The organism is Luteolibacter luteus (assembly GCF_012913485.1).
GTDB classification, from domain to species: Bacteria; Verrucomicrobiota; Verrucomicrobiia; order Verrucomicrobiales; family Akkermansiaceae; genus Haloferula; species Haloferula lutea.
In genome coordinates this window covers 3,618,619-3,631,651 of the sequence record NZ_CP051774.1, presented here as the reverse complement: position 1 = coordinate 3,631,651, position 13,033 = coordinate 3,618,619, and the positions used below count along the sequence as shown (strand labels likewise).

At 59.6% G+C, this 13,033-nt stretch carries 14 protein-coding genes; 7 read left to right on the top strand and 7 right to left on the bottom strand.

The genetic code is table 11. The features are described from left to right. Positions 1 to 164: 164 nt before the first annotated feature. Positions 165 to 335, bottom strand: a complete 171-nt coding sequence (locus tag HHL09_RS15065) for a DUF1328 family protein (RefSeq protein WP_169455450.1) — start codon at positions 333 to 335, stop codon at positions 165 to 167. Between the two features lie 232 nt (positions 336 to 567). On the opposite strand from HHL09_RS15065, the gene HHL09_RS15060 reads away from it, so the two are divergent. Together HHL09_RS15060 and HHL09_RS15055 are read left to right on the top strand one after the other, a co-directional pair. Next, positions 568 to 1,539, top strand: coding sequence for a 6-phosphofructokinase (locus HHL09_RS15060; RefSeq protein ID WP_169455449.1), 972 nt, complete (start codon positions 568 to 570; stop codon positions 1,537 to 1,539). A 234-nt stretch (positions 1,540 to 1,773) separates the two neighbouring features. Next, positions 1,774 to 2,304, top strand: a complete 531-nt coding sequence (locus HHL09_RS15055; protein ID WP_169455448.1) for a hypothetical protein — start codon at positions 1,774 to 1,776, stop codon at positions 2,302 to 2,304. A 12-nt stretch (positions 2,305 to 2,316) separates the two neighbouring features. Here the strand turns inward: HHL09_RS15055 and HHL09_RS15050 are convergent, their stop codons facing one another. The 5 genes from HHL09_RS15050 to HHL09_RS15030 all read right to left on the bottom strand — a co-directional run bounded on the left by HHL09_RS15050 (position 2,317) and on the right by HHL09_RS15030 (position 9,107). Then, complete coding sequence (locus HHL09_RS15050; protein ID WP_169455447.1) at positions 2,317 to 3,594, bottom strand: hypothetical protein; 1,278 nt, start codon at positions 3,592 to 3,594, stop codon at positions 2,317 to 2,319. After that, on the bottom strand, positions 3,591 to 5,147 hold the full coding sequence (locus HHL09_RS15045) for a hypothetical protein (protein ID WP_169455446.1): 1,557 nt from the start codon (positions 5,145 to 5,147) through the stop codon (positions 3,591 to 3,593). Before HHL09_RS15045 ends, HHL09_RS15050 begins: the two co-directional genes overlap by 4 nt. 82 nt (positions 5,148 to 5,229) lie before the next feature. Then, complete coding sequence (locus HHL09_RS15040; protein ID WP_169455445.1) at positions 5,230 to 6,546, bottom strand: hypothetical protein; 1,317 nt, start codon at positions 6,544 to 6,546, stop codon at positions 5,230 to 5,232. Positions 6,547 to 6,553: 7 nt separating this feature from the next. Beyond that, the gene (locus HHL09_RS15035) at positions 6,554 to 8,107 is read right to left on the bottom strand and encodes a hypothetical protein (RefSeq protein ID WP_169455444.1); all 1,554 of its coding nucleotides are present in this window, start codon (positions 8,105 to 8,107) and stop codon (positions 6,554 to 6,556) included. A gap of 94 nt (positions 8,108 to 8,201) precedes the next feature. Then, positions 8,202 to 9,107 (bottom strand): GNAT family N-acetyltransferase, encoded by a 906-nt coding sequence (locus HHL09_RS15030; RefSeq protein ID WP_169455443.1) that lies wholly within the window; start codon positions 9,105 to 9,107, stop codon positions 8,202 to 8,204. 181 nt (positions 9,108 to 9,288) lie between these two features. On the opposite strand from HHL09_RS15030, the gene HHL09_RS26415 reads away from it, so the two are divergent. The 3 genes from HHL09_RS26415 (at position 9,289) to HHL09_RS15015 (ending at position 11,673) form a co-directional block, all read left to right on the top strand. Continuing rightward, positions 9,289 to 9,861 (top strand): hypothetical protein, encoded by a 573-nt coding sequence (locus HHL09_RS26415; protein WP_205760851.1) that lies wholly within the window; start codon positions 9,289 to 9,291, stop codon positions 9,859 to 9,861. A gap of 77 nt (positions 9,862 to 9,938) precedes the next feature. Next, positions 9,939 to 10,802 carry an MNIO family bufferin maturase gene (bufB, locus tag HHL09_RS15020; protein ID WP_169455442.1) on the top strand — a complete coding sequence of 288 codons (864 nt, stop codon included), beginning with the start codon at positions 9,939 to 9,941 and terminating at the stop codon, positions 10,800 to 10,802. After that, positions 10,789 to 11,673 carry an HvfC/BufC N-terminal domain-containing protein gene (locus tag HHL09_RS15015; RefSeq protein WP_169455441.1) on the top strand — a complete coding sequence of 295 codons (885 nt, stop codon included), beginning with the start codon at positions 10,789 to 10,791 and terminating at the stop codon, positions 11,671 to 11,673. Before bufB ends, HHL09_RS15015 begins: the two co-directional genes overlap by 14 nt. On the opposite strand, the gene HHL09_RS15010 is transcribed toward HHL09_RS15015, so the two are convergent. Further along, positions 11,674 to 12,276, bottom strand: a complete 603-nt coding sequence (locus tag HHL09_RS15010) for a hypothetical protein (RefSeq protein ID WP_169455440.1) — start codon at positions 12,274 to 12,276, stop codon at positions 11,674 to 11,676. An 86-nt stretch (positions 12,277 to 12,362) separates the two neighbouring features. Here HHL09_RS15010 and HHL09_RS15005 point away from each other — a divergent pair, with 86 nt between their 5' ends. Then, positions 12,363 to 12,788, top strand: coding sequence for a DUF5069 domain-containing protein (locus tag HHL09_RS15005; RefSeq protein WP_169455439.1), 426 nt, complete (start codon positions 12,363 to 12,365; stop codon positions 12,786 to 12,788). Then, positions 12,785 to 13,021 carry a VF530 family protein gene (locus HHL09_RS15000; RefSeq protein WP_169455438.1) on the top strand — a complete coding sequence of 79 codons (237 nt, stop codon included), beginning with the start codon at positions 12,785 to 12,787 and terminating at the stop codon, positions 13,019 to 13,021. The genes HHL09_RS15005 and HHL09_RS15000 overlap by 4 nt, the downstream gene beginning before the upstream one ends. Positions 13,022 to 13,033: the final 12 nt, after the last annotated feature.

Here is a 13,033-nt window from a genome sequence, read left to right as displayed (position 1 = left end):
TCGTTGCCTCCTTAGCGTCACGAACGCCAGCCTCGGCCTTTTCTGCCGGACATTTCTTCCTCCAGCCCATGGTTGCGGCTAGGAGCGAATAATTCAAAACGCTGAAGATCATGAGGTTTCTGTCCGGGAAAGGCGGTTAGGAATCTTGTGTCATAAGGACGCGCTCATGGCGCTTTACCGCCCATGGCCCGCCCAAAGAACGAGATCACCAGCAGCACTAGGAAAACAAAGAACAGGACCTTGGCGATGCCTGCGGCAGCCCCTGCGATCCCCGTGAAGCCCAAAAGTCCGGCGATCAGTGCCAAGACGATAAATACAATGGTCCAGTGGAGCATGAATTCCCTTTCGTTGAGTTCAGGAGGGATCTCGCACGAATCCGGCCACGTTTCAAAAGTAGCGCATGTTGCTCATAGTAAGTGATTCACATCACAACTTTAACCTTTCTTTGCGTTTTTTCGGGTGCATCCTGCGCTCGGTGGCCCCCTCCCCAATGCATCCTGCACGATTCCCCGGCACATCCCGTGCTTGCCACGTCGCGGGCGGTTCCGTTCCCTCCGCCCGGCATCCATGAGCGAAGGCATCGCAATTCTTACCTCCGGCGGCGACGCGGCCGGCATGAACCCCGCTGTGAAATGTGCCGCAGATTACGCTGCGGCCAAAGGTTTCAAACCGTGGCTGGTCTATGACGGCCTCCGCGGGCTGATCGACGACAAGATCGTCGAATCAAACCGTGACCTGATCTCCGGCATCCTCCACCGCGGTGGCACCTTCCTCCGCTCTTCCCGCTCCAAGCGTTTCTTTGAAATCGATTTCCGCCGCCAAGCTTACGAGAATCTCAAGAAGCGCGGGATCACGAAGCTTGTCGTGATCGGCGGTGACGGATCCTTCCGCGCACTGAACCAATTTTACTCGGATTTCGGAGTCCCCTTCGCCGGCATCCCGGCCACGATCGACAACGACATCGCCGGAACCGACTACTGCCTCGGCGTGGACACCGCGTTGAATATGATCCGTCAGTCGGTCGACTCGATCCGCGATACGGCAACCTCGTTCTCCCGGGCCTTCGTGATTGAGGTGATGGGCCGTCACTGCGGCTACTTGGCCATGGTCAGCGCGCTGGCTTGCGGGGCTGAGCTCTGTCTCACCACCGAGATCCCCTACGATCTCGAAAAAATCGGTGCCAAGCTGAAGCACGAGATCAAGCACGAGGGGCGTGACCATATCATCGCAATTGTGGCGGAAGGCACCAAGATGGCGGACTACACGACCCGCTACATCAATGATTCCATCGGCATGGAAGCCCGTCTCACGGTGCTGGGCCACGTCCAGCGCGGCGGCTCGCCGACAGTCCACGACCGCATCATGGCCTACAAATTCGCGGTGGCAGCGGTCGACTCTCTGATCGCCGGCGAAACCAATGCGATCATGGTGTATCGCGACGGCACCTTCGGTCACCTGCCGATTCATACGGTAGTGGACTCCAAGTACAAGATCGATGCCTCGATCATGCGCCTGGTGGCACCTCTGTGCGGGGGCTAGTTCTCCTGCCTGAATTGAAGCACGGGATCTGGCATCTAACAGGAGAACTAAAATCCTGCCATGAAGCCGCTCCTCGTCGTGCTCGTGTCCCTTGCCGCGACTTCCCCTAGCGCGTCCGCGCGGTGCGCAGCAATAAGAAGGCGGTGAAGTCCGCCTTGGAGAAACTCTAAAGACGGAGGCCGGAATGGGCCCGGCGTCTTGTAGGCTCGAGTCCTGTCTGATGGATTGCCGGGTATGAATGAGGCACCCGCGCCCCTGCGCAGTTCCACCGTCGTCGCGATCCTGCTCCGGCTCTTCTCCATCTATTGGACGGTCCAAGGAGTTCTCCTTATCCCCACCGCCATCATGAGCGGGACCCTTAGCGGCTGGCTCCCCGTCGTGGCCAATCTCATGACGCCGGTCCTCTACGGATTCCTCGCCTTCCTCTCGTGGATTTTCGCGGGTGCGATCGCCACCAAGGTCGCCGGCCAGGGCGATCCCGCGGTTCCGTTCTTGCAGATTTCGCGGGGTGATCTTTTCGCCTTCGGACTCCTCGTTCTCGGCCTCTACTTCTTCCTCAGTTACCTCGCTTCCTCGGTCAACTGGCTTCACTACCTCGCGATAAAGGGCCCCGAGAGCATCGGCGCGGGAAACCCGAACACCATGTACGAGCTCAGCGCCCAGCTCATTCCCTGCATCGCCGGTCTGATGATGGCGATCACCTCCACCAGGTTCGGACACAGGCTTGCGGGAAGCCGTGGGGGCAAACAAGCAGCCGCGACCTGAGCGAGACGCCCGCTATTTCGCGGCCGCATCCTTCTGCCGCCATTCCCGCATCTCTTCAAGAATGGCGGGATCCGAAATACCCTCGAGCGCCTGATCCCGCACCGCGGCGTTTTTTCGAGAGTCGGCAGTCATCGCAAGTTGGGCGAGCGCTTGATTACGATGCCAGCCTTCCGGCAGGGAGAGCGCCCAATCCCGGCTACCATCGAGATCCTTCCGGAAGCGGCCCGCCACGGCGTGGCGATAGAGATCCCTTGCCTCATCGCGCGCGGGAATATCTTGAGCCCACCGGGCCATGGCCTGGAGGTCGGCACCGTCGTAGTCGAACACCTTGTCCACGACCGCAGGCCCCTTGTCCGAAAGGAGATCCCATTGGCCGCTTTCCATCAACATGGATAGGGTCGCGCTCACCATCTCCGAGTTGAAGGAGCGGCGCTCCGCTTCGGCAAGGAGCCGGGGGCCGAGGAACTGCTGGTCCTCCGCCGAGAGACGCCGGAAGTTGTCCGCAGACTGCCCCAAGCTCGCCGTGCTCATCAGGGTGTCCGCATACTTCCGCAGAGCGCTCTCGCGCGCTTCCTTCGGGATACCCTCCATGGCAAGAAGCTCATGCGTCTGATCCGGCCCCATCTTCTGCCAGGCGCTCTCGATCGCTCCTTCCAGAAGGGATTTCCATGCGAGCGTCTTGAGCCGCTCATCCGGCAGCTTTGCAATCATGTCGATCTGGGTCGGACCGGCTTTGCCAAATACCTGCTCGAAGAAAGTCCGTTCAAACGCCGGTGGAACCCTGCCAATCAACTGGAGAGGCAACTCCGGATTTTTGGCCGTGCCCCAGAATCCCCAGAAACGCAAAACGTCCCTGCCCGCCAGCCCGAAGTCACCGGCCATGATCCAATCGAAAAGCTCCTCGCTCCGGTCGATCGAATGCATCCAACTGAAGGCATTGAGGTCTTCTGAGGTATAGGCCTTGTCGTTCGTCACTGCGATGAGTGCGGACCGCAGGTCCTTGACCGACCATTCCTTCAGCAATTCCGCTCGCAGGATCTTCAACTCACCCGGAGAAATCCTCAGCGTGCCCAATGCCCGCCATGCCTTCCTGAAATCGGCAGCGGACCACGGTGAGTCTCCCTGCTTCATGTCCGGAGGCAACGGAGCGAGCACCGGAGGCCTAACCTTTCCATCCTGCTTCGATTCCGTAGCTGCTTCCCGCGGCGGCTCATTCGACAACCAATGGAGTCCGTAACCCGCTCCGACGAGGGCGAGATGGGAAAGGGTGAGAAGGACGATCCGCTTCATGGCACGGGGCGGGCTTTCACTTCGGGATCACGAATCAACGCCTGCATTTCCCTGGCACCTTCCTGATTCCCATCCGCGGCGAAACGCTTCGCGGTCTGATAGAGCACAAGATCCAGGTTCAGGCTTTGGGGCTGGCTTTTAAGCCACTCCTTCCAGAAATCGCCGTAATGCTCGATCTTCTGCGGAAGTTGGGCCTCATACATGCTGTCATAGCGCTCGATGTGGGGACGCAGTTCGTCCTCGGGAATCAGGCCTGCAAGCTCGATGCTGGCTTGGACGTCCGGATAAATCTTCGTCCAGACGATCTTCGCCACTTGATCGGCAATGGTCCCTTTCACGGCCTCTTTCTTGAGCACCTCCATGGCTCCTTTCGGATCAAGTACCCCGGCACTTCCCAAGACAGCGGCCAGCAGCTTCTGGCGGTCCTCACCTTCCTGATATTGGGGGAACTGAACCTTAGTCTGGGACCACAGACCGACCAGATCCTTCTCTCCGGAAAGCAGCCCTTGCTGGAGGGAGGAGGCCTTCATCCAGACGCCCACGTCCTCAGACATGATTTTTTCGAGGGCACGCGCCCGCTTCTGCTCGTCCGGCCCTCCTTGTTGATCACCGATCATGGCCGCCTCGATGCGATCTGCCATGGGAGAATCGCGATCCACGCCGCCACCTAGGATCTCGCGGAAATTCCCAAAGCGTTCCATCTGACGCCGCACCTCGGGATCAAGATCCCCGGCAATGACTTCCTTCAAAAACTCACGCGCTTCCTTCGCATCGAAAATCCCGGTAGCCATGTTGATAATGGCATCCGCCGCTTCGTTCGAAGGAAGCTGGCCCTGAGCGAACGCGACGGCCGCCTGCCGCTTTTCCTCAGGCAGCCCGCGAAAGGCCTCGCCGATGAGGAAATCGCGGGAAGTCACGCCTTTCAGGCTCTCGAGCAGATCGTTCAAGGACTCGAGGTTCTCGCGTCCGGCAATCCTCATTGCCGCCCCCGCAACCGGGGACTGCAGCTTCGGGAAGTCCTTCATGAGCGCGCCGACCTCAAGAGGCCCTTTCTCTCCGACCCAGATTTCCAAAGCCAGCCCGGGAACCTCGTAGTTGTAGTAGCGTTCGTCGGAGGAGATCATGCTCATTGCCGTCTCCGGATCCACCCGCAGCCACGCCGCGAAATAGGCACCGAGTTCGATCTCATCTCCGCCGATGGTCTTCAGGCCCTCTACAGGATCGTTCGGAAGAACGATGCTGAGACTAAGCTTGCGGATCTCCTCCAGCTTCTTCGCACGCCTCTCCGCATCCTCCCGCCGGACTTCGCCGAAATCACGCTCGGCAGGATCTTGGGGCTCCGCTTCATATTTCTTCTGCGTCTCCCATCCGATCCTCATCTCCCGGAGCAGGAGTTTGCCTTCCTCCAGATCGGCCTTGCGATCGCGCTCCACTTTCGTGGTGACGCCGCCATCCGCGTGACCAATGCCGGGCGACAAGCCGCCGTCCCACAACACAAGCCAACCTGCGCCAAGCGCAAGGGCGTGGGTGGCTAACAGGACGGCCTTGTTCATGAGTCAAACCGACTACACATGCCTGTGACGACAACAAGACGAAAGACCGTCTCCGATTATTCGACCGCTCATACGTGTCTGCCTACTTCGCCACCGCCTTAGCAGCCCGCCATTCCCGCATCTCCTGCTGAAGCGCCGGATCCGCAATTCCCGCCAGTGCTTGGTCGCGCATCGCAGCATTCCTGTGATCCCGGTCGGCACTAATGGCCAGTTGGGCGAAGGCCTGCTCGCGGTGCCAACCCTCCGGCAGAGACGCGACCCATGTGGCACCCTCCTCGAGATCTTCCCGGAAGCGTTCGGACACCGCACGACGAAAGATCTCGGCGGTCTCCTCCCGCGCGGGAAGCTTGAGCGCCCAGCGGCTCAGTTCCCCACCGCTTTGTTTGCGTCTCTCCAGAAACGTGTCGATGGCCGCGGGGCCTTCTTCGGCAAGAAGCTCCCAGTTCTCCAATTCGCAGAGCATCTCCAAGACATTCGGAACAGCAGATCCGGAGGCCAAGGCATTGCCTTTCGCTTCCGCTAGCAGTTGTGGGGCGATGACCAGTTGATCGTCATCCGAAAGCTTGTGAAAGTCCTCCATCGCCTTCGCAGGCTGAGAGGACCGGGCGATCCGTTCCGCGAGCAAACCCAACCCCGCCTGCCGGGCTTGCCCGGGGATCTCTTGTCGCGCAATCAACTCGTGGATGCGATCCGGCCCGCCATTGTTAATCGCATTGAACGCGATGCCTCGAAGCATCGCGTTCCAACACGCCGTCTTTACCCCATCGTCCGTAAGCTTGGCCAACTCCTCCACGCAGGCATCGATCTCCTCCACCGTCATGCTCCAGCGAAAGGTGGACTGTATCACCTGTTCCCGGAACTCGACGGGAATTTTTCCGAGCGAGCGAAGGACCAATCCGCGATCCTTCTCCCCCACCCTGGCGGCCCAGCAATCGAGAACGGCACGACCATCCAAGCCGAAGTCCCCGGCCAAAATCCAATCCAGCATTTCCTCTTCGTGTCCTTTTAGATGACCTTGAATCTTGGTCCCTACATCAGAGGCATCGAGAGTCTCCTCATCCGACCATACCATGAGCGCAGCGCGGAGATCCTTCACAAGCCACTCCCGGCGCAGCTTGTCGCGGAGGATCGCGAGCTCATCCGGAGGAAGTGCCGAGCCCTTGAGTGCATGCCAAGCTCTTCGAAGATCACCCGCCGACCAAGGCCCCTCTCCCGGAGAAAGATACCCTGATAGGGGCCTCACCGGCCCCGGCTTCGGCATCTCGACAGGGGGTGGCAGGGCGGACACCGCGATCATCTCGGGAGAGTTCGCCCCCGCTCCACGATGAAAAGCATAGCCGGCCGCCAGCACAGCCAAGTGAGAAACGGTGAGAAGGGCATTCCGTTGGATCGCTTTCATAAAAAGATCACCGGAGGGGACGTTCCTTGATACCAAGGTCTTGAATCAACTCGCGGAGGCTCGCGGCCTCCGCATCCTTACCCTTCTTCACGAGGCGCTTGGCAGTGTAGTGCATCACCAGATCGCGGTTCAGTCCCGCAGGTTGACGCTGGATCCAGTCGACCCAAAAGGAGCCGTATTCGGCAGCCGCGTTGTTGATCGCTGTCGAGTAGAACCGATCATAAAGGGAGATGTTTTCCCTTAGCTCCTCGGTTGGAATCACCGCGGCCAAACGTATCGAGGCCTCCACATTACGGTGAATACCAGACTCGATGCTCGTGAGGAAATGTTCCGCGACCTCGCTCTCCTTGCCCTCCTTTTGCATGAGGGCAAGGGCTCCCTCGGGGTCGCTGAGGGAACTCTCTTGGATGAAGGCCTTCAGCATCAGGTCGCGGCCTGCCGGATCGGAGAATTGAGGCAGCGCGGCTTCCACCTGGCCCCACAATTCCTCCGCTCCTACATCCCCGCTCTTCAAGGAATGGAATAGGAAGCTCTCCATCAACCAGCGCTCCACATCCTCCGTCGCGATGCGCTGCATCGCACTCGCCTGCTTTTCTTCGGGCGTCTTCCCTTCGATACCGGAATCCAACAGCAACTCGACTCGCTCGTTGAGCGGAGAGTCTGGGCCGACCCCGCTGCGCATGATGTCGTGAAAGTTTCCCCAGCCTTTCAACTGCTCAATCACTTCCGGCTCGAGACCACCCGCCATCGCCGCTTTCAGGAACGTCTTTCCCTCGCGCTTGTCCTCAGTGTTGATCGCGATCTTCATGATCGAGTTCCCGACCTCGCGGCCCTTGAGATTGGCTGTGATCCAGTCCAAGGCGGCAGCACGCTTCCCTTCCGGCAATTCCTTATGAAAAGCGCGCTCCAATAGTTCCGATCGATCCAACCATCCTTCCATGCGGGCCATCAGATCGCCAAGGGATGAGGGATCTTCCGCGGCTGCCTCTTGCATCACAAAGCCTGCGACAACGCCCCGAAGCTTCGGATTTCCCTCCACCAAGTCGGGAACCGCGCCAGCGCCCCACTCGCGGACCCACAGGGCAAAGAAGTACCGTGACGCGCTCCGACCGTGTATCTCCGGATTGCTCTCCAGAAACGCCAGGGCCGCCTTGGAGTCCGCACGCAGCCAAGCGAGGGCAAAGGCTGCCAAAGCCCTGGTATCGCCTTTTTCGAGGCGCTTCATCTCTGCCGCAGGATCGGCAGGAAGCTGCACTTGGGCACTTAACTTGAGGATCTTTGCCATCTCCTCTTCGACTGCGTTCCCCTCTCGCGGTTGATCGGCCTCTCGCCTTCGCTTCTCCCGGTAGTCTGCGGCTTTCTCCGCTTCAGCCTGTGTTCCCCAAGCCGCCCGCATCTCCTTCACAAGGCGCTTGCCTTCCTCCTTCTCCGCATCCCGATTACGAAAACCGCTCTTTCGAGACGTATCCGAGGCAGGGGCAGCCTCCTGCGTTCCATGAAAAGCAAGCCAGCCCGCACCGAACAAAAGCGCATGAGAAGCGAGGAAGAGGGCGATTTTCACAGATACGGAGTACAACATTTCACCCTCCGGACAAGATAAGCCTCTCCGGATCCTGATTTGTCTGCGAAACGGCCCTGCGCGACTGCCGCGCCGCTCAGCCGCTCTCCGGCAGGAAACTCGGAATGATCACGCCATTGGGCGGTGCAGACACGCCGCGCACTTGGGCAAAGTGGATCTCCACGTTTTTCGCGCCCCAGTGATAGAGCTCCGAGACCATCGTGAACTCATGGGTAGGCACCAGGAAGACCGGCGCACCACCGCGAGTCTGGGAAAGCTGGGTGTGGAGGAGAGCCAAGGCCGCACCATCATCCCTCATCACTCCGGGGCCGATCATCCGGCAACCGGGCTGGTCGATCGAGGTCAGCCAGCCGTCGACTTTCCCGGCGGCATCAACATGGACGTAGGTTTTCCACGGCCCGCCCGGATCCTTGAGGAAAAAGGCGATGTCCTTGCCCCGCCGGATGCCCGCGACTTCAAACTCGAGGTCGGCCATGTGAAAGAGGTCTCCCATCGTCGCCGGGCGGATCGAACCGGAGATCCCCGGCGGCGGGGGAAGCGGCTTGTCTTGAGAGACGGTCATGTCCTGATAGACCGCCACCGGCACAAAACCTGCCCGGGTGTAGAGAGAGAAGGAATCCAGATTCATGGCGCTGGAAACCAAGCGGATCGGGTGATCTCCGGCCTTCTCGATCACCTGGTCCAGAAGCCCCTTCGCCACTCCTTGGCTGGCGAACTCCGGGAGGACATTCATGATCCCGAGCCCGAAATGGGTGTCTCGCGGATGGTAGAAACAGGAGCCGGCGATCTTTCCGTCAATCTCCGCGACGATGCAGCAGCCGGTGTCGAGAGCCTCGTAGGTGTCGGGGAAAAGCCGGCAGTCCTCCGGTTCACCGGTGAAAAGTTTGTAACCTAGCTTCTTCTGATACCAGGAATTCGTGGACTCATAAATCAGGGCGGCGATGGCGCTTTCCTCGCCGGGACGCATGGACCGGAACGTCATGGCAAGACGTTGGCGCAAGACGGGCGGGCGGGCGAATAGAAATCGAGTCCCGGTCCCCGGATTCGGCCTTAGGATGATTCGAAATTCACTGGAATAATCCGCAAAGCACAGAATCCTACCACATGACCTCCGGAGCGCGCTTGCCCTGGAGTCCAACCAAAACCACCAACGAAGCAACCCAATGAAAGCCTCGAACGCACTCGTGGCCGCCGCCCTCGCCGGAGCCCTCGCCGCTGGCTCCGTCGCCTCCGCCGCCCCTTTCCTCGCCGGTAAGGACAAGGACAAGGATGATTGCCCTGGAAAGGACAAGGAGAAGAAGGAGGAAACTGTCCTCGCCGGTAAGGACAAGGACAAGGACGACTGCCCCGGCAAGGATAAGGAAAAGGAGAAGAAGGAAGAGACCGTCCTCGCCGGTAAGGACAAGGACAAGGATGATTGCCCTGGCAAGGACAAGGAGAAGGAGAAGAAGGAAGAGACCGTCCTCGCTGGTAAGGACAAGGACAAGGATGACTGCCCTGGCAAGGACAAGGAGAAGAAGGAAGAGACCGTCCTCGCTGGTAAGGACAAGGACAAGGATGACTGCCCTGGCAAGGATAAGGACAAGGAGAAGAAGGAAGAGACCCTTCTGACCGGCAAAGACAAGGATAAGGACAAAGAGAAGGAAGAGGAGAAGAAGGAAGAAACCCTCCTCGCCGGTAAGGATAAGGACAAAGACAAGGATAAGGAGAAGGAAGAGGAAGAAATGATCCTCTGATTTCCGTCCCACGGATCGCCCCGCGGCTCATCTGGCGCCGCGGGGTTTTTCCGTCTCTAACGGATACTGAGGGAACCATGAGCGATCCCCGATTCACTTCCGGCGTGGAATTGTCCACCGGCATCGGCCTCCGGGTGCCGCACTATGATCACATCCTTTCGGAGAAGCCGCCGGTGGGATGGTTCGAGATCATCTCGGAAAACTACATGGTGGAGGGAGGCCGTGCCCTCGCGGTGCTGGATCGCATCCTGGACCAGTACCGCGTGGTCCAACATGGCGTGGGCATGTATCCCGGAGACGCAGGCGGCGTGAAATTCGATCACCTGCGCCGGCTCAAGCGATTGGTGCGGCGAACGAAGACGCCTTGGATCTCCGATCATCTCTGCTGGGGGAGCGTGGATGGAACGATGAGCCATGACCTGCTACCGATTCCTTTCACCTTCGAGGCCGTAAGGAAGACGGCCGAGAACCTGCGGATCGCGCAGGACTTCCTGGAGGTGCCCTTGGCTGTCGAAAACGTCAGCAGCTACGGTGAGTTCAATGGCGACGAGATGACCGAGTGGGAATTTCTTGCCGAGGTGGCGGAAGCCGCAGACGTCGGGATTTTGTTAGACGTGAACAACATTTACGTTTCCTCGATCAACAACGGCTTCGATCCGATGACCTACCTCGACTTCGTCCCTGCAGAACGGGTTGCCCAGATCCACATCGCGGGCCATTCGCGCTATCAGCGCTTCATCGTGGACACTCATGATCATCCGGTGATCGATCCGGTGTGGAAGCTTTACGAGCGCGCCATCGAACGCTGCGGCCACGTGGCGACCTTGCTGGAGTGGGACGGACGAATTCCGTCCTTCGAAGAGGTCTGGGGCGAGGCAAAGAAATCCGAGACGTGGCGCGCTGCCGCGATCGAAAAGAGGTCAGGACATGCGGCCGCTTGAAGAGATCCAGCGGGAGTTTTTCAACGCGCTGCAAATGCCCTTGCGCGGCACGAGCCGCCGCAGCACTGAGCTACCGCCTAGCGAGGAAGGGCATTCCCCAGAGTTCCTGGCAAAGGCGGAGGAGCTGATGAAGCCGGGCGCGAACCTTTCCTCGGCGGAGCGGCTTGAGCTTTACCACCGCCAATATTGGTTCCGCGTGCTGGATTCGGTGGCGGAAGATTTTCCCGTGCTGAGGAAAATGGCGGGCGAGGACAAGTTCTGGCAACTGATCGAAGCCTATCTCCAAGCCTGCCCTTCCGGAAGCTACACGCTACGGCATCTGGGGAGATCCGTGGCGAAGTTCATCGCGAGCTGGGAGCAACTGGATGAAAAGCGGCGACGCTGGTTCTCCTTCCTGGCAGAGCTGGAATACGCCGCGATGGAAATCTTTGAAGCGTCGGAGCGCGAGCCACTCCCGGCGGAGTACTTGGCAACCGAGGAGATCGAGCTTCAGCCCCACGTGAAACTGGTCGAGATGCCTGTCCCGGCAGATCTCTGCATGAAGTGGGATAGCTTCACGCCAGCCGAGGATGAGACGACTTATATCGCGGTGTGGCGTGGCCCGAAGGGAGCCCACCTCAATCGCTTGGGGCCGGTCGAATTCGAGTTGCTCCGCCGCATGCAGAAAGGCGGGCGCCTTCACGAACTTTTCGCGGAACCGGTGGAGCCGGAGCCTTCACCCGAAGAGGTGCAGGAATGGTTCGGCGATTGGCAGGCACGCGGCTGGATCACGGCGCGCGGCAGCGCGGTCATCGAGCTGGCAGCTCAAGCGGGCGAGGACTGGAGCGGCGTGGACAAGATGGGCTCCCAAGCGAGGGCCATGGAAGACTAGCTACTTCTCCTTCGAGAAGTACTTCACCGCTTCCTCTTTCTTGGCGACGCTCATCAGGAACTCCGCACGCTTCAGGAGATAACCGTCTTCTTCGTCCTTCGGCTTGAACTCGGTGTTCTCCGCTTTCTCAAGAAGCAGGCGGAGCTTGGCCGGATCATCCGAGGTTGCGCTCCGTTTCAGCGCCTGGATGACCTTTCCCTCGCGGATGTAGTAACGGATCTCCGTCAGAGTATCCTTGGTCTTCGGTTTCTCATCCGTGGATCCCTCGGCGAATTGCCACGAGGAGTCCTGCACGAGGATGAAGAACAGGCCCTTGCCATCGTAGTAGAAATTCTGGTCCGACCCGCCGTGATCCCCGGCGGTGTAGGAGAGCTTGATGGCACTCAGCCCTCCTTCGTAGCTGCGGCGGGTAATCGTTCCTGACATCGGGTCATCGGGGATCTCGAACTCGATCGTGTCGGTCTTGCTAGGTTCCGCCTGGCTGATCTTGGCATAGAGGGCGCGAATCCCCCCCACTTCCTTCGCCTCCTCCTCGTCGGCCAGAGCGGCGTATGGCAGGAAGAGACTTCCGGCGAAAGTCAGGAACAGCGCGAAGTTTCTCATCGACCCTGACGCAAGCACGCTTCGCCGGATTATCAAGGGCGCGATTGAACGATTGCACCGGGGCCAATTCACGCGACACTCGCCGCATGCCACGATTTCCCCGCAGTGCCTACGATCAAACCGGCGGCCTCGTCTATTTCCCAAGGATGTGCGACAAGATCCGCCTGCATGCCGCGGGCGAATTGGCCGAGGAATATTTCGGCTATCTCGGCAAAGGCTTCGATGGCCGGATCTGCGGCTATTTGCGCGTGAACTACGAAGATGTGAAGGCACAGGTGCTCTCCGGCAAGAGCGACGAGGACGTGCTCGCCTGGTGCCTGGAAAACGGCCGCGGCCTGATCGAGATCGACTACCTCGTCTGGAATGGCTTCGCCCGGAAGCGCGGCTGGCGCGACAGCGATGGCGGATCGGAGTTCTTCGAGAAGGCAAAGGCTGATGGCGGTTTCAGCGACAAGGACGAGCTGAGAACCATGTTTGACTTCTACGAATACGACGAAGGTCGCGCGCAATGAACGAAGAGCCACGGGAACATCCGAAGGATCCGCTCCACGGCATCACGCTGGAGAACATCGTCAAGACACTCCAGGAACGCCATGGCTGGGAAGAAATGGGACGCCGCATCCGGGTGCGCTGCTTCACGGACAATCCCAGCATCAAGTCCAGCCTGACCTTTCTACGCAAGACCCCCTGGGCTCGGGAAAAGGTGGAGAATTGGTATGTCTGGGAAATGCGGCGGAAGCAGTAGACCCCTCACCGA

Coding starts and splice junctions, on each gene's coding strand:
- HHL09_RS15065 (WP_169455450.1), bottom strand. CDS start 335: ATGCTCCACTGGACCATTGTATTTATCGTCTTGGCACTGATCGCCGGA.
- HHL09_RS26415 (WP_205760851.1), top strand. CDS start 9,289: ATGAAAGCCTCGAACGCACTCGTGGCCGCCGCCCTCGCCGGAGCCCTC.
- bufB (WP_169455442.1), top strand. CDS start 9,939: ATGAGCGATCCCCGATTCACTTCCGGCGTGGAATTGTCCACCGGCATC.
- HHL09_RS15050 (WP_169455447.1), bottom strand. CDS start 3,594: ATGAAGCGGATCGTCCTTCTCACCCTTTCCCATCTCGCCCTCGTCGGA.
- HHL09_RS15005 (WP_169455439.1), top strand. CDS start 12,363: ATGCCACGATTTCCCCGCAGTGCCTACGATCAAACCGGCGGCCTCGTC.
- HHL09_RS15015 (WP_169455441.1), top strand. CDS start 10,789: ATGCGGCCGCTTGAAGAGATCCAGCGGGAGTTTTTCAACGCGCTGCAA.
- HHL09_RS15055 (WP_169455448.1), top strand. CDS start 1,774: ATGAATGAGGCACCCGCGCCCCTGCGCAGTTCCACCGTCGTCGCGATC.
- HHL09_RS15040 (WP_169455445.1), bottom strand. CDS start 6,546: ATGAAAGCGATCCAACGGAATGCCCTTCTCACCGTTTCTCACTTGGCT.
- HHL09_RS15060 (WP_169455449.1), top strand. CDS start 568: ATGAGCGAAGGCATCGCAATTCTTACCTCCGGCGGCGACGCGGCCGGC.
- HHL09_RS15000 (WP_169455438.1), top strand. CDS start 12,785: ATGAACGAAGAGCCACGGGAACATCCGAAGGATCCGCTCCACGGCATC.
- HHL09_RS15010 (WP_169455440.1), bottom strand. CDS start 12,276: ATGAGAAACTTCGCGCTGTTCCTGACTTTCGCCGGAAGTCTCTTCCTG.
- HHL09_RS15045 (WP_169455446.1), bottom strand. CDS start 5,147: ATGAACAAGGCCGTCCTGTTAGCCACCCACGCCCTTGCGCTTGGCGCA.
- HHL09_RS15030 (WP_169455443.1), bottom strand. CDS start 9,107: ATGACGTTCCGGTCCATGCGTCCCGGCGAGGAAAGCGCCATCGCCGCC.